Raw genomic sequence first — 24,251 nt, 5'->3', positions numbered from 1 at the left:
TGGCGTTAGTCATCGGCAAATAGCTGCCATTTCTCGTTGTGCGAATGAGGAAGATCATTAAGCAATCTGGCGACATCTACAAGAGAACTTCCTGGATTAGTAAATTCGATACGGCCATCGAAAATACAGATCATAGGTCCGGTACCGGTAATAGAAAAATCTTGGTGAATAAGCATATTTGCCATCAATTCACGAAGTGCCATATGTGGGAACATCCTCAGGGTGACACGTCGTACACCTTGAATGACTTCCTGCTCAGGCAACAGTGCTTCGACATATTCCAACGCTTGATCCAACTTGGCATACCCTGAGAAAAAAGTTTTGCTGCGAGATGGGGAGATTGGTGATGGACCATCGTAACGAATAACGCGCAATGCTTTACGCGCCACGGTTGGGAAATCATTGAAATCGCGAGCGAATAGGAGAGCATCAAGATTGGTGATGGCGTAGTTCCCCGCATCTTGGGCGATGATAAGCTGTTCGCTGGCAAGTAAATGGAGCGTCTGTTGAGTTGATGCCGTCTGGGGTATGTCGAATTCTTGGCGGTACCAATCCACGTCCAGCTTGGTTTTGCTTTTAGATGCAAAAGAGAATCAAAAGAGAAGCAAATGGCAGGCAAAAGAGATTTCGTGTATGCCGCCATGTTCTAAGCAACTCAGAGGGCAAGTCCACAGTCGGTGCAAATAAACAAGGATGCACGATGTTGTTCCGCGTTGCCGCCCGTGTTGTGACGGATTGGTGAAAAAGCGCGTATTGGGTGAGCTGCTCAGCAATGAGCAACGCTGTCTGTTGCCAATCTGAGCACGAGGCCCAAGATGCGTTCAATTGGTGCCGTTACCAGTCGTGTAAGGCGTCGGATCAGAGTGGCTGAAAGGGTGTTTCTTAATGAGAGACACCACTTTTGCTAGGTATGGGGGTATCGTTTACTATCCTTTTCGTAAGTTTTAGTCGCTCCGCAGATGCGAGTTGCAGAGGGCGCGAGATTCAGCGTGGTGGTGTTTGTCGCTGGTCACGTTCCCGTTGCGATTCCGCCGGTGAAGTCGATGAGGATGAGAGAAAAGAAAGCCTAGGTAAATTCCATGGCTAGGTGTAGATTTCTAGAGCGGGTTGGTAGCGGGTGCGGCCAGCAGCTACTACCAAAAATTGCCAGGGAAGGTGCGGTTATGGGCAGTTCTGAGCTTACTAACGCCGATAAGGGCCGTTATATCAGTTTTGTGGGGGTTGTGGCGTGAGTGGGGTGTCGGCTGTTCAGCATGTGTTCGTTGTGGGGTCGAAGGGGATTCCGGGCAGTTACGGCGGTTATGAGACGTTCGTTGATCGTCTGACTGAGTACCACGAGGGTGAGCCGGGGTTGAGATACCACGTAGCGTGCAAGTCGCTGTCGGAGTCGGGTGAGTTCTCGTACCATAACGCGCGTTGTTTCCGGGTACGGGTGCCGCAGATCGGACCGGCGCAGGCAATCTGGTATGACGTGGCGGCGTTGGCGGATTGTGTGGCGTATATTCGCCGCAACCGTATCCCGCATCCAATCGTGTACGTGCTGGCGTGCCGCATCGGCCCGTTCACGGCGCATTTCGCGCGCGCGGTCCACCGTCTGGGCGGCAAACTGTACGTGAACCCGGACGGGCACGAGTGGATGCGCGCGAAGTGGAGCGCGCCGGTGCGCAGGTACTGGAAGGTGTCCGAGCGGATGATGACGAAGCACGCTGACCTGATGGTGTGCGATTCGGTAAACATGGAGAAGTACATCCGCGAGGAGTACGCGAGGTACCGTCCGCAGACAACGTTCATCGCCTACGGAGCGGAGGACCGGCGGAGCCGTCTGGCGGACGACGACCCGAAGCTCCTGGACTGGTTCAGGTCGAAGGGTTTGGAGCCGAAGTCGTACTACCTGGTGGTTGGCCGGTTCGTGCCGGAGAACAACTACGAGACCATGATCCGCGAGTTCATGGTGAGCAACTCGAAGAGGGACTTCGCGCTGGTGACGAACGTGAGCGACAAGTTCCTCGAGGAGTTGAAGGAGAAGACGCACTTCGACCGGGACCCGCGCATCAAGTTCGTGGGCACCGTGTACGACAAGGAGCTTCTGATGAAGATCCGCGAGGAAGCGTACGCGTACTTCCATGGCCACGAGGTGGGAGGCACGAACCCGAGCCTGCTGGAGGCGTTGGCGTCCACGGATCTGAACCTGCTGTTGGGTGTGGGCTTCAACCGCGAGGTCGCGCAGGACGCCGCGTTGTACTGGTCTAAGGAGCCCGGCGACTTGGCCGCCCTGATTGACCATGCCGACGCCATGAGCCCGGACGAGATCCACGCTTTGGGAGCCAGGGCCAAACAACGCATCGCCGACGCGTACAGCTGGCAGCACATCGCCGACCAATACAAAAACCTCTTCCTCGGCAGAGAGCAGAAGGAAGGGTGAAACGATGAAAATCCTCGCCATTCACAACTTCCATCGTTCAGGTTCCGCAAGTGGCGATGATCAAGTATTCAAGAGTGAAACCAGTATGCTCGAGGAACATGGTCATGAAGTAATCCGTTATACGGTGTCGAATGATGAGTTCGACAAGGCGGACGCAGCGGGTAAGTTGGCCGCCACGTTCGGAATGCTGTGGTCGTTTAAGAACTACCGAGCGGTGGTCTCTTTGATTCGCGAGCACCATCCTGACCTAGTGCATGTGCATACATTTTTCCCGCTGTTGTCCCCGTCAATTCTGTATGCAGCAAAACGTATGGGTGTGCCGGTAGTGGCTACATTGCATGACACACGTTTTGTATGCCCTGTGGCAACCTCGCTGCGCGATGGGAAGATTTGCAATGAATGTGGTGACGGCCATTATCTGCGTATGACTCGTCATGCATGTTTCAAAGGATCTCGTCTTCAGAGTCTTCTCGTGGCAGGCATCTTCAAATACCATCGCGCTCGTCGAAGCTTCTATAAGCAAATCGATAGATATATTTGTCTCAATGATAATCAGATTGACTTGTTGAAGGGTATCGGATTCGATTCATCGAAGATAGTTAAAAAATATAATTTTGTTCCTGATGCTCAGGCGAATATGGCCGCTGAACGTGTATCAGGGTTACCTGAGCGGTATGCAGTTTTTTATGGTCGCATTGGTGCTGAGAAAGGCATTCGTGTACTTCAACGCATATGGAATGAGATTGACGACATTCCGCTGGTGGTGATGGGCGGAGGCCCGTTGGAGGACGATTTCAAGGCTTGGGCGGATAAGAAGCCGAATGTCTATTTCCTTGGATATACGCCGCATGAGCAGTGCATGGCTATTGCGAAAGCCGGAGAGTTCGTGGTGTTTCCCTCGATTTGGTACGAGGGCTGCTCGATGGTCGAAATTGAATCTGAAAGTCTCGGACTGCCGCTTATCGCGACCGACCTTGGCTTTTCCGCGGAAGCAGTCAACGATGGAGTCAACGGTGTCAAAGTTCCGTTGGGTGATATGCATGGTTGGGTTACAGCCATTCGCGGCCTATGGAAAGAACCAGAGCTATGCAAAAAGATGGGTATGAATTCCCGTCGGGATTATGAGGACAAATACACACCTGAAAACAACTATCAGCAACTTTTAAATGTGTATAGAGGAATAGTCTCCAGCACGGCAAGGCGTTAAAATGGATGGATTTGTGAAAGCGGATAAGCATCGATGGTCTGATCATCGTTTTCCATATGTAATACCGCAATATCGTTTTTTGCGCATCAAACGAAAATGCGAATACTGGAGAAATAGATTCCTACCTTTTTTTATTGTATATAGGCTTCTTTTCGAGCACTATAAAATTAAATATGGAACCGATATACCAGCAAAGGTACAGATAGGAAAAGGGCTACGTATTGAGCATTTAGGTGGAATTGTAGTTAACCCTAAGGCTAAAATCGGTAGCAATGTAACTTTATTAAATGGTGTATTAATTGGTGCTCAAAATAGAGGGAAGCATAAAGGATTTCCAGTAATCGGTGATTATGTTTGGATTGGAACGAACTCGATAATCGTAGGATCCGTACATGTTGGAAACAATGTGCTCATAGCTCCAGGCTCCTATATCAATTTTGACGTACCAGATAACAGCATTGTACTAGGAAATCCAGGAAAAATAATCCATAAGGACAATGCGATCGAAGGTTATATAACCTATCCGTATGAGGGAGACTAATGTCTTTAGTTACAATAATTCTTCCTGCGTATAATGCTGAAAAGACGATTGCAAGAGCGATACAATCAGCACGTTGCCAGGAGTATTCAGATTTAGAGATAATTGTAATCGATGATGGTTCCTCTGATTCGACTTTGAACATTTGCAATGCCTTAGCTGATAAAGACAATAGGCTCAAGATCTGGCATATAAACAATAGTGGCCCAAGCGCAGCACGCAACTACGGGCTATCACAAGCCAAAGGTGAATTCATTTGCTTCATGGACGCAGATGATGAGATGAGCCCTACAATGATTTCACAGTTGGTATCCAATATGCAGGACGACACAGATCTAGTGGCATGCGGATACAAGGTCCGATCCAATAACGGAGATTACGCTTTCGAGCAAAAGCTTGACGACAAATCATATCCCAATAATCGCTTATATGAATTTATCGAAAACCTCCAAGAAGCAAAAGCGTTCAATCCCTTATGGAATAAAATATTCCGTCGCAGTATTATCAACGATAATAATATAAAAATGGATACAACCGTTGATATGGGAGAAGATTATCTATTCGTCGTAGATTACTGCGCACATACAACGCTAAGTTTAAAAACTATCGATAAAATATTGTACTGTTATCACTTGTCACCCAACGGATTACAAGTCACCGCAAATAAAGACGAAAATTATATTCGCAGAATATCGCAATTAAACAGATTGAGGAAACTATTTGAATATAAAAACTATCCATTAGATTCATTAGATAGTGAATATATGAGAGTGACATATACTTCATTAATAGAGGATATAGAAACAAATAATATAATAACATATATCCAACAAACAAAATATCTAAAAACAATTTTATCACCATCTCGTCAAAAAAGCTTCAAATATAAAGTATTTGCATTTGCATTATCGACCAATAATTCTTTTGTCATTAAAACTTTAACAGGAGTATTCTTGGCAGCGAAAAGGAAAAAGTTTAAATGGTAAAGAATACTTCGCGAAGAAAAATAATTAACAAAAGCATTGGTTATACTACAGTTAATTTATTCGACATCAATATAGTCCCAGCTTTTTCCACATTTGCTTATGTTGCATTAGTATTTCCTAGCTTACTGTATCCTTTATGGAATAATTCACTAGCTTGGCAGGTAGTCGAGATTATAGCATTATTGATTATGAGTATCATAGTGCTAACCAATAAAACAAATACGATTAACAATCGTTTGATTTTGATTATTAGTTTGTTACCTATTTTTATCCATAGTTATTCTTTGAAAATAGGCGAATATGGTTTTACAATGCTATGGACAATTTGCATTATATTAACCGTATCTATTTCTTGTTATATAAATTCAGAATTCATACTTAAATATATCGGTATTTTTTCATTTATATATGCATTTTTTACAGTCCTTTCAAATTTCGGATTAGGACCAATACTTTCTCCATACGCAAAGATGTATGCTGGACCTATAACTCAAGGCACCATTCAAACCGCAGGGTTAACACAGCACTATACTCATAATTCTCTATTTATTTGTTTATCCGCGATTATTTGGTTCTCATTCTGTTTGTCAACAAATAAATTGAGATATTACTTGTTGACAATTATTTCAATCCTGGGATTAATATTCACAACAAAACGAGGACCTCTTATAGCAATATCTTTATCGCTGCTTATTACTCTATATTTATGTTCAAAAGGATCTCTGAGTAAAAAAATTATTCGTTTCTTTCCTCCTGCAGTAGTTTTACTCATTAGCTTCCTTGTTGTTTATATTATTAGGCCAAGCCTTTTTTCTCGATTCGAAAATAAGGATAATATTTTATCCAATAGACAATACTTATGGAGTTATGCTTGGGAATTCTTTAAAGAAAATCCTTTAATCGGTAAAGGATGGGGATATTACTCGCATAACTTTAGCTTCTCACTAAGTGGTGTTGAAGTATCTAATCTAAATGCCCATAATACATATTTACAATTATTGGCTGAAACCGGTGTCTTAGGAGCAACCATATTCTTGTCTTTATTCGTCTTCGGTCTATCAAAGATACATAGTATATTAACAACGCTTGTCAATAAAGGCATGGAATTAAAAACTGAGATAGTTTTCTCTTTTGCATATCAAGTCTTCTTCTTAATACATGCGATAACAGAAAATGCTCTTTACGATAGGATTACTTTCCTTCCTTATATTCTCGCATTAGCTTTTTGTTTAAATGGGAATAATCATGACTAGTTTGAAAAAGAACCTTGTTTATAATATGGCCTATCAGATATTGGTCATATTACTTCCGCTTATTACGGCTCCTTACGTTTCTAGAGTTCTCGGAGCTGCTGGCCTAGGTACGTATTCGTATGTATATTCCATTTCATATTATTTTGGTCTTGTAGGCATGCTTGGTATCACCAACCACGGTAGCCGAAGCATCGCATTGTACCGAACGGACAAGGTTCAGACTGCGCAAACATTTTGGAATATCTACGCGATTCAGTTTATCAGTACAGGAATTGCCGTTTTTTCATATACCATCTTTGCTTTTGTCTTATTTAATGGCAACAAGATAGTTGCCTATATTAATATTCTTTTTGTTATTTCGTATTTACTTGATATTAATTGGCTATTCTTTGGTCTTGAACAGTTCAAAATAACAGTCATCAGGAACACGATTATCAAAGTTGCGACCGCATGCTCAATTTTTATCTTCGTAAAAGATCGCAATGACTTATGGTTGTATACGCTGATTATGGCTCTGGGAGCTTCTCTAAGTCAAATTTATCTTTGGATGAATGTCCATAAGTTCGTTTCATTCTGCAAACCAGAATGGTCTGAAGTGAAGAAGAACGTCAAGCCAGTAATAATATTATTCATACCTGCAATTGCCTATAGCATCTACAAAGTGTTAGACAAGATCATGCTTGGCGCCATGTCCGACATGACTCAAGTTGGTCTATTCGACAATGCTGAACGAATCGTAAATATCCCCGTCAGCCTCATTACCGCTTTTGGCACGGTTATGCTGCCGAGGATTTCCAATCTCATCGCTGCCGGGGACTCTAATCAAATAAAGAAATACAACGCCATCTCGTTCCGCTACTTCACTATGCTTGTCTGTGGTGCGGCTTTTGGTCTTGCAGGAATCAGTAATATTCTTGCTCCCGTTTATTTTGGAGACGAATTCAATGGAAGCTCACCTATTATATTTGGCTTAAGTTTCAGCCTCATTTTTATGATCTGGGCTAACATCATACGAACCCAATATTTGATTCCGAACAAAAAAGATATGCCATATGTCATCTCAACATTGTTTGGCGCGGCTATTAATATTTCAGTAAACTTGCTCTTAATTCCTCATTTGCAGGCGGTAGGCACGATGATTGGCACCATTCTAGCCGAGCTATCTGTATTTTGCGTTCAATACTTATTCACCAGGAAAGACTTTCCAACTCTTCAATACCTGAAATCAGGAATCATATTCTTCCCAATAGGGGCATTAATGGGTATCATTGTCTGGATTGTCGGTCAGATTCTTGGCCCGACGATTATCACTCTGATTATTCAAATTATTCTTGGTGCATTCATCTACGGGATTGGGTCTCTGATTTATCTAATTGCAATCAAAGACGACATATTCATCTCTATGTTCAAAAAGACTTTTCATATTAACGCAAATTCACGCCTACCGAAGCATCGATCTGTTTGATTTAAGTATCAACGAAAAGGAGAAATAATGTCTCGTAATGATAAAACCGCTACTATTACATTCCATAATTCTTACAACTGTGGATCCATGTTGCAAGCATTAGCTCTTCAAAAAGTTTTAATTGACAAATATGGTGTCGATAATGAAATTCTTGATTTTTCAAATCAAGGACAAAAAGAAATGTACAGCACCTTTTGGAAAGTTACTGGCTTTAAGTCATTTATCAAGAATGCACTTTGGGCTACCGTTTATAAGCGAATCAAGCAGCAGGCTGCCGCATATGAAGCGTTTGAACATAAATATTTCCGTCTGTCACAGGATACCTACACTTCCAATAAAGAATTAACCGCCACGAATTCCAAGTATCAGAAATTCATCACTGGCAGTGATCAGGTATGGAACATTCGATGCATGGATGCTGATGATGCATATTATTTGAACTTTGTTTCTGATTTCAACAGACGATACGCATATGCCGTGAGCTTCGGCGCTAACAATCCATTTGCGGACAGCTCTCTTAAGGATCACTACCTTAATCTTGTCAATAAGTTTAATAAGATTTCGGTTCGCGAGCAGAACGCAAAGAAATGGGTTTCCACAGCCACCGGCAGAGAGGTCTCGCTTTGTGTGGACCCCACCATGTTACTTTCTCAAGGAGAATGGGAAAAAACAGTACAGCTCGGTAGTGCCCCAATCATCCAAGGCGACTACATCTTCTATTACTGCTTCAGCATCTCACAGGAGATAGCATCCTTCCTCCACCAAGTATCCAAGAAAACCGGTATGCCGGTATACTTCTTTGAACCCAAAGAATGGGCTCTTCGCTGCTGCTGGAAGAACAAGATTCGTCTGGTAAAGAAATATGGCCCGGAAGCCTTCTTGAATTACATGAAATACGCAAAGATGGTCTTCACCACTTCCTTCCATGGAACAGCTTTCTCAACGATTTTCCATAAGAACTTTTGGTACATCGATTCCGGGCATAATGATTTGTCCAAGGACGATCGTGCTGTATCGTTCCTCACTCAGCTTAAGCTCACAGATCGTTACAAAACAATTTCTTCACTTCTGCAGACAGACCTGTCACTAATTCCCGATTACACCCAACCAGATCAAGCGCTTGCAAAGCTCCGCGAAGAAGCTTTTGAATATATTGAAGGCATAGTAAATGACTGATAAATCCGATAAGCAGGCGTACTTGCTCATGGCACACAGCAATCTTGAGCAGCTTAACTTCCTAATTAGATCTTTAGATTCAGAATTCAGTGATATCTTTCTTCACCTCGACGCTAAATCTAAAATTAATCCGGATGAGATTGTTAGACCTGTTTCTTCCCAACTTTATTTCTGTGATCGAATCAATGTATATTGGGCGGAATACAGTCAAGTGCAATGTGAGTTAAATCTATTGCGCCTCGCTACTCGGATTGGTAAGTATAATTACTATCATCTGATATCTGGTATGGATTTCCCTTTGAAGAACCAGAAGGAAATCCATACCATGTTAAGAAATCGAAACGATATATTCATTCATTTCACTACACATAAAAATGTTGAACTAACTATACCTTTTGTACGGTACTACCATTTATTTCAAAAACAACTTTGTGTAGCAAACAGAGATCATACTTTTTCTATCTACAAAGTATTTGAAAAAATATCGATTTTAATCCAGCGATTAATACATCTGAACCGTATTTCGACTGATATTGTAATCAAAAAAGGAGCGAATTGGTTCAGTATCCCTGACGATTTCGCAAGATACGTCCTTGACCATCAGGATTGCATAAAGAAGCTATTTAATAATACTCGCAGCCCTGATGAATTCTTTATACAGACTCTTGCATTCAACAATCCCGATTACAAGAAACGTATATACAGGTTCAAAGAAGACGATTCATCTGAATCATGCCTCCGCCATATCGATTGGATGAGGGGTAGCCCTTACACTTTCACCATAAAGGATTATGATGAACTCGTTAACTGCGGGATGATTTTTGCTAGAAAATTCGATTTGAACAAAGACAGACAAATCATCCTTAAACTCATGAGTCGTCTTTCTGGCTAAAAGCAGTCAACAAGCTTGAGGCATATGTAATAGATGATCGCAATGTGGTCTGTTTTTGCTTTATGCACGTCCAACGCCAGTTCAAACCGGACCAGGAACTTGAAGCTTGCAGGTGACTGGAAGCCGAAAGGTGTCTTGTCGGCTTGCGTCATAACGGCATCGCCGAATAGGCTCATCCAACGGGGCGTTTCCACGGGGTACCCACCCCCTTGTAGGATATGAGAACATGGCTGATGAAGTGTTTATTCCCCATAACATTATTGTGACCGGTGGCTGTGGTTTTATCGGTTCGAATTTCGTGCATTACGTGGTGGAGAACCATCCGGACGTGCATATGACCGTGCTGGACAAGCTCACGTACGCGGGCAATCCGGAGAACATCGCGGGCCTGCCTGAGGATCGTGTGGAGCTCGTGGTAGGCGACATTTGCGATGCGGATCTGCTCGACAAAATCGTGCCGGGGCATGACGCGATCGTGCATTACGCGGCCGAGTCCCACAACGACAATTCCATCGCGGATCCGGAGCCGTTCCTGAGGACGAACGTGGAGGGCACGTTCCGTCTGCTCGAGGCGGTCAGGAAGTATGGGATCCGCTACCACCACGTGAGTACGGACGAGGTGTACGGCGACCTCGCCCTGGACGATCCGGCGAAGTTCACGGAGTCCACCCCGTACCATCCGTCCAGCCCGTATTCGTCCACGAAGGCGGCATCGGACATGCTGGTGCGCGCGTGGACCCGCACGTACGGCATCCGCGCCACGATCTCGAACTGCTCGAATAACTACGGCCCGTACCAGCATGTGGAGAAGTTCATCCCGCGCCAGATCACGAACATCCTGGACGGGCAGCGTCCGAAGCTGTACGGCAAGGGCGAGAATGTGCGCGACTGGATTCACACCGAGGACCACAGCTCGGGCGTGTGGACGATTCTCACGAAGGGCCGCATCGGCGAGACGTACCTGATCGGTGCCAACGGCGAGAAGAACAACATCACCGTGCTGCGCATGATCCTGAAGATGATGGGACAGCCGGAAGACGCGTTCGACTGGGTCAAGGACCGTCCGGGCCACGACCGTCGTTACGCGATCGACTCGACCAAGCTGCGCACCGAGCTCGGCTGGACGCCGAGGCACACCGACTTCGAATCGGGCCTAAAGCAGACGATCGAATGGTACACGCAGAACCGTGCGTGGTGGGAGCCCGCCAAGGCCGCGACCGAGGCCCGGTACAAGCGTCAGGGCCAGTGAGCAGGGAACAGGCATCAAAAATGACCGCGCCTCGAAGGCGCGGTCCCTATTGCACTATCCCATGTTAGCGTGGGGTGTGACATGGGTATTCGATGGCAGATATTTGGAAGACTGTCCTGCCGTCCTATTCTGCGGAATAAATCGGTTTTGCAGAATAAAAGTGTTGAAAAAATAGCGGTTCTTCTATTCTGTGTGCTGTTTTGTGCGGAATAGAAAACGCATAGGAAAGATGGATTTCATGGATTTCGAGAAGGAACTGAGGGCCGTGGAGACGAACATCCCGGGTTTGGTGGTGTTCGATCTGCCGGTGCATGGTGATAATCGTGGTTGGTTCAAGGAGAACTGGCAGCGTGCGAAGCAGACCGCGTTGGGATTGCCTGATTTCGGTCCGGTGCAGAACAACATCAGCTATAACGCGAAGAAGGGCGTGACGCGCGGCATCCACGCGGAGCCGTGGGACAAGTACATTTCCATCGCGGCCGGCAGCGTGTTCGGCGCGTGGGTGGACCTGCGTCCCGGAGATTCGTTCGGTCAGGTGTACACGACCGTGTTGGACCCGTCGAAGGCGATCTACGTGCCGCGTGGCGTGGGCAACAGCTTCCAGGCGTTGGAGGACGGTACCGTGTATACGTATCTGGTGAACGCGCATTGGAGTCTGGAGCAGAAGAAGACGTACACGTTCGTGAACCTCGCCGACCCGGAGTTGAACATCCAGTGGCCGATCCCGTTGGGGGAATCGGAACGCAGCGAGGCGGATTTGCATCACCCGATGCTCAGGGACGCGAAGCCGATGGCGCCGCGTCGTACGATGGTGACGGGCTGCAACGGCCAGTTGGGCCACGCGATCCGCGACTACGTGGAGAGCCATGGTCTGGAGGGTTTCGAGTTCAACGACATCGACACGTTCGATTTTTCCGATCCGGCCCAGTACGACCAGTTTGACTGGAGTCTGTATGGCACGATCATCAACGCGGGCGCGTACACCGCCGTGGACAGGGCGGAGAGTCCGGAGGGGCGTGCCTTGGCGTGGAAGGCGAATGCGCAGGGTCCGGCGTTGCTGGCCCGTGTGGCCCGTGAGCATAACATCACGCTTGTGCACGTGAGCTCGGATTACGTGTTCGACGGGACGCGTGAATTGCATGACGAGTCGGAGGGGTTCGCTCCGTTGGGTGTGTATGGGCAGTCGAAGGCCGCGGGTGATATCGCGGTTTCGAACGCGCCGCGTCATTACATCCTGCGTTCGAGCTGGGTGATCGGCGAGGGACGTAATTTCGTGAAGACCATGATGGGCCTGTCCGACAGGGTCGCGAAGGGCGAATTGCCGGAGGTGACGGTGGTGGACGACCAGTACGGCCGTCTCACGTTCACGCGCGACATGGCCGAGGCGATCTTCCACCTGCTCGACAATGGTGCTGCGTACGGCACGTACGACTTGACCGGTTCCGGGGCTGTGAAGAGTTGGGCGGACATCGCGCGCACGGTATTCGACCTGTCGAACGGCAACGGCGGGAAGGTCAAGCCGATCTCGACGGCGGAGTATTTCGCGAACGCGAAGGCGCCGGTGAGCCCGCGCCCGACGTATTCCGCGCTGGACCTGGCGAAGATCGAGGTCACGGGTCTGCAGGTGCCGGACTGGGAGGAGTCCCTGAAGGCGTACGTCGCCAAGGAACTGAACAAGTAACGGATTATGTTTCCGGGCGGCTTCCTTTCCATGGAGTCGCCCGGAGTCTGGCAATACGCAACAGAGAAGGGAAACCATATGAAGGGCATTATTCTTGCCGGTGGCTCGGGCACAAGACTGTACCCGCTGACCACGGTCACGTCGAAGCAGCTGCTGCCGGTGTACGACAAGCCGATGATCTACTACCCGCTCAGCGTGCTGATGATGGCCGGCATCCGTGACATCCTGATCATCAGCACGCCGAAGGACCTGCCGAACTTCGAGCGGCTTCTGGGTGACGGCTCGCATTACGGCGTGCGCTTTTCCTACAAGGTGCAGCCCAGCCCGGACGGGCTGGCGCAGGCGTTCCTGCTGGGCGAGGAGTTTATTGCGGGCGAGCCGTGTGCGCTGGTGCTGGGCGACAACATCTTCTACGGCAACGGCCTCGGTGCGACGTTGCGCGGCGCGGTAACGAAAGCCGAGTCTGGCGAAGGTGCGAGCGTGTTCGGCTACTACGTTGACGACCCGGAACGCTACGGCGTGGTCGAGTTCGACGAGGACAGGAAGGCCGTGTCCATCGAGGAGAAGCCCGCGAAGCCGAAGTCGCATTACGCGGTGACCGGCCTGTATTTCTACGACGAGCACGTGGTCGAGTACGCCAAGCGGGTCAGGCCCTCGGCGCGAGGTGAGCTGGAGATCACGGATCTGAACCGCATGTACCTGGACGCGGGCATGTTGAACGTGCGCACGCTGGGGCGTGGCTACGCGTGGCTGGACACGGGCACGATGGATTCTTTGTTCGAGGCGGGGGAGTTCGTGCGCACCGTGCAGCGTGCGCAGGGCCTGCCGATCGCGATCGTGGAGGAGATCGCCTACGAGAACGGCTGGATCACTCGCGACCAGCTCATGGAGTCCGCGGAACGCTACGGCAAGAGTCCCTACGGGCAGCATTTGAAGGGCATCGCCGACGGAGAGATCATGCTCGTACCGAATCAGAAGAGCTGACTTGACGCAGTGTTAAAAACATTGCATCATTTGTCATCTGAACGAGAGATCCATGCAACTCATTCGTCGGTTGTACGGATCTCTCGTTAACGGAGTTTCATCACTCACATCGGACGTGGACGTGCATCGGTCAGCAGAGATTTGGTTATTTAACCTTTCGAGTGAGATTCTAAGTGGACGAAATCGGTAGTGCTTGGATTGTTGTGCGCTTATTATGGCCGTCCGTGGCATAATAACTAGTTTCCACGAGACAGTTGTTGAGTCGGATTGCGTCGTAGCGACACGTGGATCATTCGTTCGCAGTCACAGATCGGATGCGCCCCATGATCCTCTTCTGCGGGTCTTGAACTGCAATAGGTCATGCCTTGTGCAGATGGTCAGTTGTCGTCCCGAGTTTTTCTTGGATTTCTTCTCTCCCTCACTACAATTAATAGAACATATTATCCGTTTGAATTGAAGGCATATGAATACCTATGGCACGAAGCAACATTGGATTCCGGCTGCAGTACTTGGGCGATTTAGAGATTCTCAATCAAAGGCAAAGAAGCGTGTTCGGGAGAATGAAATTATCATTCGGAGACGCGGTCAAATTGGACTTTCAGTGAATAAAGCTGGGGCGATTTGTTTCAAGAAAGGGCTGTATGACATTAATCCTCAGACAGCCAAGATGTATGGTTTGGAACCTCAATCAACAACAGATCAATGGGATTATGAAGAAGGTCTTACCGAGATAATCGACGCCCTTGTGAAGGGAGCTGATTTGATTGATTTGGATTATTTTGTTCATGTTCTTGTTCCTTATGCCTCTGGATTATTCATGAGGGGACTTGACTATGGTGAACGGCAAGAAAATATCGACGTAATACGTTATCTGCGGGATAAAAATACGATTTTGACAGATAATACGGTTTTTTCTCGAATCATACACTTGCAAAGGATCTTGGCCATCGTTCTTGGTGCCGAATGGACCTTATATGAGGCAAGCCCAAGAGGGCAGTTCATTCAAAGTGATATGGGATTTTGTCCAGCGTCGGATCATGGCAAAAGATGTTGGATTGTACCACTTGATCCAAAATTAGTTTTAGTGAAATGTCGACTGTTTTCTTCTTCCATGTTATCAGTGCCGTCAATGCCAAAAATTGCTGTGCTGTTTTTGTAACTTCCATGTATATTGACTACCACAGGATCGACTTCAATGTTGTTGGAAATACTTATTTTGTCATTTTCATCTAAAGGGTCAGTGAAATTAAAATCAAGAATCGACACTTCTGTTTTGTAGTTATTTGGTAATCCCAATTGAATTATTCTAGAAAGCAACTCTTTTGCGCTTTTTTTATAATAATTTTCATGATTTTTCATTTCATAATTCAAATATTGGCAGAATGCTGACTCAAATCTATGGAGCTCCTGCATTAATAAGGAAGAAACGTCCTTTGGTGTCCAGCTGCGTTGATCTCCTAGTAGAGAACGCAGAAAATAAGCGACTTGAGTAATCGGTAAGCTGGATGATGATCTCACAATAATAGGTAAGTAATTATCTGTCGGAATAATTTCTGTGTTGATTTTGTCAGCAACCTTGCTATAAGGAGCAGGTGTAGATTTTTCTGATACTGTCATCCATTTTTTGATTTCTGCTTCAATGTTATACCACGTTTTTTTGTGAATTTGCTTGAAGGATAATGTCCCATACAGTTTTACCAGACCGGTAGTAAGCAGCGGGATCGAGATTGTCGTTACTTCGTCCAAAAATTTCAGCGTAAGAGGCCTTTAGCATATCTCGTACGTTGCATAAACAATTATTGTTAGTCACAAGTGCATCAAAGATATCTAGAAGTTTTTCAGAAGATTCCCAGACCTTGTGCTTGATTTCTCTTTCTTGTTTCTTCATCTTCCGAAGTGTGCGTACGGACTCTTCGAAATCTGTAGACAGGGATTCATCGAATGTGATATTTCCTGAATTTGCAATATATTCATCATGTTTATCGTAAGCTTCGTTGGTTTTATATTCTGCGTCAATGGTTGCTTTTCTGACGGCATACATTTCATCAAGCGCTTGCTGTAATTGTTCTATTGCTGAGCAGATTTTATCGTAATCTGTTTTAGAAACATTTTCTGCAACAGCGCTGTTTTCTGTGGGAGTGGCGTTTCTAAGTGACTCCCTCATCATCGTCCAAGGTCAATATTTCATGAAATCAGAAAAACGAGAATGAAGTCCACATTCGAGGTCAAAGCCGTTGCCAAGAATGATTAATTGATGATTAGAGGAGTATATATTTGTTTGTTGTCTAGATCTTACGTAGTTGTTTGAGATTTCGGACATTCTTTTTCCTGTCGATGAGAAGGTTGTTTTAGCAGAATAGAGGAAATTATAAATGAATCTGGTAGCGCCCCGAGGAGCCGTGTACTTTTGGATTATATCCGTCCGTGCTGCGATGCTCGGTTCACTAGCGTGTTGTTCTTGCCAGAGAAAGCAGCCGGCCGCCTGTGTGTGCTGCCCTGCATGACGAGTTGTAGGAGAAGATGCGTTCCGGCCCCAGGGGAAGTTTCAGCACGTTATAACCGTTATGGACGATGAAGTGGTGCATGAGAATCATAACATCGCGATGATGCGCAGCAGCTCGATGCTGGAATTTCGTTCCGTTGTTTTTTGAGTTCTGGAGTGTGCTGGTGCGGCATGTCTGACGCGTGCGCCGCTGCCGTTTTACGCTTTGGGTGCTCTCGTTCATGATTTTCTCCTCTGCCCTTGTTCACTTGCGTGAAGCGGCGGGGGGGGGGGCTGTTTCTGAGATTGAAATCTTCGGCTAAAAGGGTAATGGAATCAACGGTGGAATCGGCGACAACGTCGTCGTTGATTCCCCAGTGTTCATGGCTTATCAGGAAAGACGTTTATGGCATCGCGTGACATTAACCATCGATGGTTTGCTGGGCCTTACTGGATTGCGGTTTCAGCTGTCGATACATGACCTCGAGATGACGCCAGTAGTAAAAGCGAAATTCCTGCATGATGACGACCACGATAATGAACAGCAGCATGGCGACGGTAACGTCGGATTCGGGGAAGAATGCTGTGATTACCGTCTTACATTGAGGCCAGACACTACCAAGTCCAACCACCGCAGCGGATATGACGTTGAGGGATACGTGCCTGCTTCTGTTCGACTCCACATGAGTCTTAAGAAATTCTTTGGAAGCTTCATTCCATTCCATGACGGGTTTATCCCAGTCGACGCCTTCAGCGGACGTGAGGTTTTCTGCAAGCACGTGACGCCAGTATTGCAATGACAGCGGGGCATATACGTTCTTGTCGAGCCATCCTCCTGGTATGGGAACGGAAGTCAGCAGAAGAAAAATCCCGAGCCACGTTACGATTTCGCCGATATAGGTGAGTATTGAGGAATCCGTACTGTGTGCAATGTGGGAGATTATGATATCGACTGCCATCACACACAGACCGATTAAGATCATCTCACATGCGACTGTTGCCAGTAAATTGCTGTCGCTTTTGCGAAGATGAAGGGCCACGAAAAGCAGGACAAAGACAATGGTAATGTACAGCATTCCAAACCATTCTGAAGCAGTATTTGTTGCTTTGAGGCCGATTAGGCAAGTAAGCAAAAACTCTAAGGAAATGAAAAGGATGATGTACGCTGCTACTTTGAAAGTACTCCGCCAGCAATGGTATTCCTTCTGTGCGATGGAAGGATCCGGCATGTTATTGTGGTCAAGACCGTTCTTTCCCCTGTCGAGAATTGCCTTGTACTCTTTCCTGCACAGTAGTTTTGGAGGAATAAGTAACAATGCCGCGGGCATGACAACAATTAAATAGACCACGAGGAAAATCGTAACCTGCCACGATTGGAATATGAAACCGAGACAAAGCGAAGCAATGACCGCAGCTACGATGAAGCTAATCAGGCCTATGCAAACACGTCGATAGAGTTTCCTGCCCTGTTCTTGCGATTCTTGATTGGATTCCTCATGATTCGCATTGTGGGCTCATTTTCATAGTTCTTCTCTTGAAAGAAAAGTAGGTTGAGTTTAAGACTTTGAACAAAAATATTGAACAAATCCTTCACGATGGCAGGTATCATGAGTCGCTCCTTTCGCAAAAGCGATTAACATTTGTTACTGCAAGAAATATATCGAAGCCGATTTGATAGTGAAGACATTTTTCGTGTCGAACCAGCGAATCGATTCGATGAAGCGCCGTGGAGGCGGCCCATCGAATCGATTCCAGGAGCACAGTGTTCAGGGGAGGGAACTGGCCTCAATCATTTTTGCTGCCATGAGGCACGTTCCTCATCATCCCAGATCCAACAACTCCTGCGCGGTGGTTCGGATACTGTCCATGAGGTTGAAGGTGTTCTCGAACGCCTGGGACATTGGCCGCAGAGCAAAGACCATGTTGCCGATCATTCGCATAAGGCCGAGTTGTTCTCGAATATTTCCGCTCATAGTAAGCGAAAGCACTATGGACTGAAGTGCGCTATCGCATTGTTCTTGCGCCGAGCGTTTCTCGTCACCATCCGGCATTTGCATAATCAGACTTTTGTATGTACGCATGGCATCTGAAACGGTGTGCCATTGGTTGCCGAGCATCGTAATGGAATCGTTCAGGGTGCTTACGCGAGGGTCTATTTTCCGGGAGATGTCCTCACTCCACTGGATCATCTGCTGAGCCGAGGCGTCTGCAGGCATCGGATTGTCGTTCAACGTCTCGACGATGCTTGTCATCGATGACGTCATGGTGTTGACGGATTGATTCATCTTCGGCAGAGCCCTCTCGATATTGCCGAATTGGTGGATCAGATCGTCATGGCTCTTTTGGGGTTGCGTAATTTTCGTGCTGGGTTTTTGGATGGAGGTTTCCAGTGCTTTCCGATTCGCGTTGATGATTTCCTGCAGTTTTCTGGCGATGACTCGTGCCTGCTTCTTATACTCGGGCGAGGACGGCATAAGGTCCTGCAGAGAATCGACATCCAACCATTGCGTTCGCTTGATGCTGTTCAGAACGGGATCGGTACTGTTTTGGTCGAGATTGGGGATCCTCTGCCACATAAGAGGCAAGATTTTCTTTTGAGAGGTCTCTGAAAGCTTGGTCTCAAATTGCAGGTACTCTTCGCGGCAGGCTTTGCTGTTCAGATAATTGGGAGTCACCGCCGGCATGAAGAAATTCGTGGCATCAACGCTGCTACGCAGAGCACGTCGCCAATCGTCTCCCCAGTTGATTGATTCGGAGTCGATGAACAGCGATACATCGTGGCCGGTGATGAAGCGGTAGCTTTCGGCAATAGTCCTTGCCAGGTCAACGATTTTCCCGTCGAGGAAATCGTTGTCTGCGTGGCTGTAGCTGAGGAACAAATTGGCATCCGTCATTCGCTCTGTCTCCAAGATTGTGGCTGCTTGCGGGATCGCGTTCAATGCAGTGGTTTCTTTTTCCATTGCAAAAGCGCCTTTCTCCCAAAGTGCGGAAACCGGTATGGCCCACATGTCAGAGGAATGCTGAAGGATCTTATTTCCCGTGTATACGATGAAGCCTTTCCTGAATCGTGGGTCTTTGTTCTTGAGTGCCTCAAGCCCCTTGAAATCTCCCTGATGAAGCCGGCCCGAGCTTTTTACCTCGATGCCGATCAGCTCGTTGTCATGCACAAGGACAAGATCGACCTCATATGCCTCCTTGCCTGATGTCCTCCAAAAGAACAGGTCCGGATGGATCTGGGACCATTGGACTTCAGGAACGATCTGGTTTACCACGAAAGATTCGAAGAGCATTCCAAAAATCACCGGATCCCCCAAGGGATCTTTGCCGCTCCTTCGAATCGCCTCAACGCTTAGGGAGGTGTCGATGGGGTGTATCTTGGCGCGGGTCAGTGTCTGCTTCTGCCCGGTAAGCGCTAGGTTGGGCAGATAGGTGAGTAGGAAACGCCTCATGAAGATACTGATATACCGTTGAATCGTCCTTTTGTCGCGGTTCAGCGTACTGGCGAGTGCGCTGACGTTCAGCACACGTCCGGGGATGCAGAGCAATTCGTTGAGCAGGTCCTGCGCCAGACTTTTATTGAACTGCTCTTCGGGAAGAATGGTATCGCCAAGGGTGTTTTCGATGTCATCGCGGATGTACAGGCGCCTTTCCGAATCGGACATGATGGTTTGACTGATTGCATAGTTAGGGAATCCGCCGACTTTCATTCTTGCAAACAGGTCTTCCCTAGAGTTGTCCGTCGTCCATTCCAAGTTTGGATTGGCGTCCCACAATATGTCAACGATGCTCGTATCGGCATTACGGTTGATTTCGCGCACGGTCATCGGGCTGAGCGTAAACCTCTGCGAACGCCTTGTTAGAGGATCCTGTCCGTCAAGCCCCGTTCGGGTGATTGAAGCGGATCCCGTAAGAATGAACTGGGGGTCGGAGGCATTGGAGGCGTCTACGATTTCCTTTATGGCCAAGGGCAGGCCGCCGATTCGCTGCGCCTCGTCGATGACGATGGGGCGTGGAAGACGGGAGAGCCAATCATCCACGTTGCGGAGCGCATCATGGTACGTCAGGTTGTCGGCCAGGGTCACATAGTGATAGTTGCGTTTGTTCACCAGCTCGGTCTGGGCGAGCATGGTCTTCCCCACGGCCCTTGCGCCTTCGATGACTACTACTTTACGATGCGACCGACAGACCTGATCGGCAAGCGGCCTGTGGATGTATTTATCTGTCATAGGAATACATTGTACATTCTTGGAAAGAAAAATACATTATATGTATCCTTTTTGGTACATTTGCTAATGGAGGTAAGGGTAAAATGTCTATAAATACCAAGCGTTCCCTTGCTAGCGCTCGCCGGCGGCTTGGTCGGCATGCTGCTGGGCCTGATTCTGTGGGAGCGAAACGTCAACAAACACAACGTCGTCTGGTGGTCCGAAACGGCGGTGGGACTCGTGGCGTGGGGCATGGTGTGCGCCTGGAAATGCGGCCTCGTGTCGTTCAACGGAGCCGGCATGTTCCGTGCCTTCAACCCTGTTATGCTGCGGGGTTTCGGAATCTATCTACTCGCGATGAACTGCGTCACCTTGCTGGTGTTCGCTGCCGACAAGAGAATCGCGCTCGCCAACGGCGATGCGCCCCGGAGTCGCGGCAGGGGAGCGGGATCCGACTGATCTGGCGGAGGCGACCGGAGCAGGGTGCCCGAATCATGGCTGATGGGGCTGTCGTTCATGGGCGGCGCTCTCGGCGACATAATCGCTATGCGGCTGTTCAACCACAAGATCAGGGACTGGTATTTCGTGTGGGGGTTGCCCGTGTTCGTTGTACTGCAGACTGTGCTGTTCCTATATCTTCATGCGGGCGGGCTGTTCTAGGTTGTGCCGTTTTGCCTAGACGGTTGTGGTGCGGTTTGATTCTTCGACGAAAGTATGCGCATTGCTGAATATTTGTTTTCATCTGAAGCCGGTTCAATCCCCAATTCCTCTAAGTGGCTTGTTTGTGGCATCAAAACCGTGATATGGCGGGTATGAGCGGCGGAATTCCAACGCTCATACCCGGTGTTTCCGCGAAACGGTGCCACAAACAAGCGAAGTGGGTTTTCTGAACCCCCGGAATCTGCCGCAAACAAGCCGAATAGCACCCAAATCTTGTAGAAGAGCGAGAAAAGTCCATTCTCTTACATGTAGTCGGCTTCGCTGCCCTCCCGGATTCGTTGCATAGTCGCAGTGGCCATAAATGCGGCCATGGATATCGACGCTCGAGTAGGGTTGGTTGCGGAAAGGGGCGCATGTGATCCGATCGAACAATAGCGAACGCAAGATAGCCGCCAATATCAAGGCGGGCACCACCATTGACAGCGCCGCCGCACAGGTGCAAACGAGCGGCAGGCAGTCGGCAGAGCGCATCGTCCCATACCATCCGCTGCTACGATTCCTGGCAGCGCAGGAACGCAACGTCATTTGGCTGCTGCTGGCCATCGCTTTTCTTCCGATGGACGGCACCACGCTCGGTCTGTACGCGTCGTTCTGGTCGCCAATCAGTCCGGCGCTGTTCGCCGTGTACTGCCTATGCAATTGGCGTCAACTGCGCATCGCAGCCAACCGGTACCTGCCAATGTTCCTCCTGCCGGTGGCCTGCATAATCCTGTCCATCCCGGGATGGCTGAAATTCGGCATCTACCTCAACGCCGCGTTCATGAGCATCACCGGATTATTGGGCGTGCTCGCTACTTTGGGTGCGATCGCCATTGCGTTCGGCATCAAACGCATTCCGTGGCGTACGCCATTGCGGATTCTCATCGCTTCCTACTGGTTCTCCTTCGACGCGGGCGTGGTGCAATGGCTATCCATCCATCTGCATATCAAGCCGTTGACCGACTATTTCGCGCACCTCATGTACCGGCAGTACATCAATGAAAGCTCGGTGTGGGGTGGTGGTCGCCCGCAGTTCCTGTTCGCGGAGCCCAGCTATATCGGCATGCATCTGTTCGACGTATTGCTGCCGCTTATGTGGCTTATGCGTGGGCGCGACCGTATCTATGCCAAGCGGTTGCGCAACCTTATCGTTGTGTATGCGATTGGCGCTGTGCTGATGCAGGCCGGCACCCGGATCGTTCTTTGCGCGAATCTACCAGAGTCTTGACCCGATATGCGGGCTGCTCGCCCATCCGTGGACGGTGCTTACCGGATATGGCTCCGGCAACATCATCAACGCGGTATGGGCTGGTGCGAAGCATGCGGAACGATTGTTGAATGGCCTGGGTATGAATGGAAGTGCTGCGGTGGGATTCGCGACTGGCATGAATGCAGACACCGTATGGACGATGTGTGCGTATACCAGCGTCGTCGTCGAATACGGATTGGTCGGCCTGGTTCTGCTGGTCATCGCTTCCATAGTTTCCATGACGCGCGTCTTCGACACGGCAGCTGCCGAGCATGGTGTTTGGAACAAGACTGTTATCTGCTGGCTTGTCCTGATCGTGTACCTGTATATCCAGTGCGAGAACTACGCGTTCGCTGCGCTGCCATTGTTTATCTTCGCGGCAAGCAAGCTGCGCAAGTAACCATATTTGACGGGGTACGGATGTCTTCTTCTAGATAACTTACAGTTAGAGAAGCCGCTATCGCAAGTATTCTTTAACCTGTTCACAAGGCGGCTGGCATTAGCAATCATTTGGGTAGGTAATGTTCGACTGTTCAGTTTTTTGGGCCTTGCCGCTCTGGAGCTGCCATAAGCGAATGAAATATGTCGCGCAACTAGTGGTGAAATCAGTGATGGGGCCAATGGAATTCGTCGGGCTTGGCAAACGCTGTGCGCAGGTTATGCCTTATTTGCCTTACGGGTGGCGTATTTGGCCGGTGCAAAAATGTCATTTCGCTTATATGTGGCAGATGGTCGGCAGAGCTATACCCTCTAACTGCGGAATATGTACCCCCGAAGTGGCTTTTTCCTATTACGACCTGCCACATATAAGCGAAATGGAAGTTTTCATCTCCTGAAATCTGCCATATATAAGCGAAATGAGACGTGTTTCGTTGCTTAGGGTACAGTGGTCGCGGCCTGTTCGGACCGCAGCTCCTCGATACTTATATGCAAGACGGCAGTCGATGGCCGTCTATGCTGGGTGAAGTGATCTGAAGTAATTTACAAGCTGCGAATTTGCGAACCGAACGGCCACAAGGCCAGCTTGGCCATCTTGAACGACTGGATACCGAACGGAATACCGATGATGGTGACGCAGTTCAGCAGGCCGGCAAGTATGTAGCCAATCGCCATCCACAAACCGGCCAGTACGAACCAGATGATGTTGATCAGCACGGATCCCACGCCGCCGCCATACTCCACGGTCTTACCGAACGGGGTCAGCGTGAGTCCCGCCATCTTGAACGCCTGAATACCCAGTGGAATGCCCACAATGGTGATGCACAACACCAAACCGATAATGGCCCAGCTGGCGGCGAGCAACAACCCACCCAGAATCAGCCACAGAATATTACCAATAAGTCGCATACGCACATGATACTGACATGCCGTGCCGATGCCGACAAGTGGCAACGGATAACAACAAAAGATACAAAAAGCAGCAAAGCCATGTGGGAAGGATGCATTTTGCCTCGCCATAAGCAAAAATGGCGAGGTAGATTTATCGAACCTTAATCGAACCAAGTTTTAATACGGTTGCATTGCTTGGTGATGCCTCCGAATATATTGGCCACAATTTTTACTTTGCTTTCCGAGGTGTTGCTGGCAGCAACGTATTGAATGGATTTTTGCAGGCATTTAATTGATGCGGCTGTAAAAGCAATCGGTATTTTCTGGCTGAATTCTTTGAGTGCGGAGCGGCGGAAAACAAGATCTTTGATAAATGTCATGTAAAACTGCCCGACATCTGTTTGATCGAAAGCCTGCTACAAATCTGCCATAAT

At 48.2% G+C, this 24,251-nt stretch carries 21 protein-coding genes and 1 pseudogene; 15 read left to right on the top strand and 7 right to left on the bottom strand.

The window, feature by feature from the left end; translation table 11 throughout:
- Window positions 1–5: 5 nt before the first annotated feature.
- The gene (locus BBKW_RS08150; protein ID WP_051920277.1) at window positions 6–557 is read right to left on the bottom strand and encodes a putative DNA binding domain-containing protein; all 552 of its coding nucleotides are present in this window, start codon (window positions 555–557) and stop codon (window positions 6–8) included.
- A gap of 671 nt (window positions 558–1,228) precedes the next feature.
- Between BBKW_RS08150 and cps2T the strand changes: the two genes are divergently transcribed.
- The 12 genes from cps2T to BBKW_RS11040 all read left to right on the top strand — a co-directional run bounded on the left by cps2T (window position 1,229) and on the right by BBKW_RS11040 (window position 15,012).
- Entirely contained in the window at window positions 1,229–2,422 is a 1,194-nt protein-coding gene (gene cps2T / locus BBKW_RS08145) for a beta 1-4 rhamnosyltransferase Cps2T (protein ID WP_033501997.1), read from the top strand.
- A 4-nt stretch (window positions 2,423–2,426) separates the two neighbouring features.
- Complete coding sequence (locus BBKW_RS08140) at window positions 2,427–3,629, top strand: glycosyltransferase family 4 protein (protein WP_033501998.1); 1,203 nt, start codon at window positions 2,427–2,429, stop codon at window positions 3,627–3,629.
- Between the two features lies 1 nt (window position 3,630).
- Window positions 3,631–4,170, top strand: coding sequence for a serine O-acetyltransferase (locus BBKW_RS08135; protein WP_048349539.1), 540 nt, complete (start codon window positions 3,631–3,633; stop codon window positions 4,168–4,170).
- Window positions 4,170–5,153 carry a glycosyltransferase family 2 protein gene (locus tag BBKW_RS08130; RefSeq protein ID WP_034255052.1) on the top strand — a complete coding sequence of 328 codons (984 nt, stop codon included), beginning with the start codon at window positions 4,170–4,172 and terminating at the stop codon, window positions 5,151–5,153. Before BBKW_RS08135 ends, BBKW_RS08130 begins: the two co-directional genes overlap by 1 nt.
- Complete coding sequence (locus tag BBKW_RS10305) at window positions 5,147–6,406, top strand: O-antigen ligase family protein (protein ID WP_082139061.1); 1,260 nt, start codon at window positions 5,147–5,149, stop codon at window positions 6,404–6,406. Before BBKW_RS08130 ends, BBKW_RS10305 begins: the two co-directional genes overlap by 7 nt.
- A complete protein-coding gene (locus tag BBKW_RS08125; protein WP_033502009.1) occupies window positions 6,399–7,871 on the top strand; it encodes an oligosaccharide flippase family protein in 1,473 nt (490 codons plus the stop codon). Before BBKW_RS10305 ends, BBKW_RS08125 begins: the two co-directional genes overlap by 8 nt.
- A gap of 27 nt (window positions 7,872–7,898) precedes the next feature.
- Entirely contained in the window at window positions 7,899–9,047 is a 1,149-nt protein-coding gene (locus BBKW_RS08120) for a polysaccharide pyruvyl transferase family protein (protein ID WP_033502010.1), read from the top strand.
- Window positions 9,040–9,939, top strand: a complete 900-nt coding sequence (locus BBKW_RS08115; protein ID WP_034255051.1) for a beta-1,6-N-acetylglucosaminyltransferase — start codon at window positions 9,040–9,042, stop codon at window positions 9,937–9,939. The genes BBKW_RS08120 and BBKW_RS08115 overlap by 8 nt, the downstream gene beginning before the upstream one ends.
- A 226-nt stretch (window positions 9,940–10,165) precedes the next feature.
- Window positions 10,166–11,188, top strand: coding sequence for a dTDP-glucose 4,6-dehydratase (gene rfbB, locus BBKW_RS08105; RefSeq protein WP_033501670.1), 1,023 nt, complete (start codon window positions 10,166–10,168; stop codon window positions 11,186–11,188).
- Window positions 11,189–11,426: 238 nt separating this feature from the next.
- Window positions 11,427–12,869, top strand: coding sequence for a sugar nucleotide-binding protein (locus tag BBKW_RS08100; protein WP_033501679.1), 1,443 nt, complete (start codon window positions 11,427–11,429; stop codon window positions 12,867–12,869).
- A 78-nt stretch (window positions 12,870–12,947) separates the two neighbouring features.
- On the top strand, window positions 12,948–13,853 hold the full coding sequence (gene rfbA / locus BBKW_RS08095) for a glucose-1-phosphate thymidylyltransferase RfbA (RefSeq protein ID WP_033501678.1): 906 nt from the start codon (window positions 12,948–12,950) through the stop codon (window positions 13,851–13,853).
- Between the two features lie 463 nt (window positions 13,854–14,316).
- Window positions 14,317–15,012 carry a hypothetical protein gene (locus tag BBKW_RS11040; protein ID WP_033501669.1) on the top strand — a complete coding sequence of 232 codons (696 nt, stop codon included), beginning with the start codon at window positions 14,317–14,319 and terminating at the stop codon, window positions 15,010–15,012.
- 483 nt (window positions 15,013–15,495) lie between these two features.
- Here BBKW_RS11040 and BBKW_RS08085 read toward each other — a convergent pair whose 3' ends face one another.
- The 4 genes from BBKW_RS08085 to BBKW_RS10590 form a co-directional block, all read right to left on the bottom strand.
- Window positions 15,496–16,020, bottom strand: coding sequence for a hypothetical protein (locus BBKW_RS08085; protein WP_033501668.1), 525 nt, complete (start codon window positions 16,018–16,020; stop codon window positions 15,496–15,498).
- Window positions 16,021–16,297: 277 nt separating this feature from the next.
- Window positions 16,298–16,579: a hypothetical protein gene (locus BBKW_RS10755; protein ID WP_162198773.1), complete on the bottom strand. Its 282-nt coding sequence runs from the start codon at window positions 16,577–16,579 to the stop codon at window positions 16,298–16,300.
- Window positions 16,580–16,757: 178 nt separating this feature from the next.
- Window positions 16,758–17,684, bottom strand: coding sequence for a hypothetical protein (locus tag BBKW_RS08080; protein ID WP_033501667.1), 927 nt, complete (start codon window positions 17,682–17,684; stop codon window positions 16,758–16,760).
- A gap of 471 nt (window positions 17,685–18,155) precedes the next feature.
- Entirely contained in the window at window positions 18,156–20,561 is a 2,406-nt protein-coding gene (locus BBKW_RS10590) for a DUF4143 domain-containing protein (protein WP_070097857.1), read from the bottom strand.
- Window positions 20,562–20,699: 138 nt separating this feature from the next.
- Here BBKW_RS10590 and BBKW_RS11035 point away from each other — a divergent pair, with 138 nt between their 5' ends.
- From BBKW_RS11035 to BBKW_RS08060, 3 genes and pseudogenes are all read left to right on the top strand, one after another.
- Window positions 20,700–20,999: a hypothetical protein gene (locus BBKW_RS11035; protein WP_231858473.1), complete on the top strand. Its 300-nt coding sequence runs from the start codon at window positions 20,700–20,702 to the stop codon at window positions 20,997–20,999.
- Between the two features lie 24 nt (window positions 21,000–21,023).
- On the top strand, window positions 21,024–21,200 hold the full coding sequence (locus BBKW_RS11030; protein WP_231858472.1) for a DUF1294 domain-containing protein: 177 nt from the start codon (window positions 21,024–21,026) through the stop codon (window positions 21,198–21,200).
- Between the two features lie 496 nt (window positions 21,201–21,696).
- A pseudogene (locus BBKW_RS08060) lies at window positions 21,697–22,888 on the top strand (hypothetical protein).
- 581 nt (window positions 22,889–23,469) lie between these two features.
- Here BBKW_RS08060 and BBKW_RS08055 read toward each other — a convergent pair.
- Window positions 23,470–23,835: a YccF domain-containing protein gene (locus tag BBKW_RS08055; protein WP_022244535.1), complete on the bottom strand. Its 366-nt coding sequence runs from the start codon at window positions 23,833–23,835 to the stop codon at window positions 23,470–23,472.
- 143 nt (window positions 23,836–23,978) lie between these two features.
- A complete protein-coding gene (locus BBKW_RS08050) occupies window positions 23,979–24,197 on the bottom strand; it encodes a hypothetical protein (RefSeq protein ID WP_033501665.1) in 219 nt (72 codons plus the stop codon).
- Window positions 24,198–24,251: the final 54 nt, after the last annotated feature.

It is taken from the genome of Bifidobacterium catenulatum subsp. kashiwanohense JCM 15439 = DSM 21854 (assembly GCF_001042615.1).
GTDB lineage: Bacteria > Actinomycetota > Actinomycetes > Actinomycetales > Bifidobacteriaceae > Bifidobacterium > Bifidobacterium catenulatum.
Note: the sequence above shows the minus strand (reverse complement) of the source record. Positions and strands in the feature narration are given on the sequence as shown.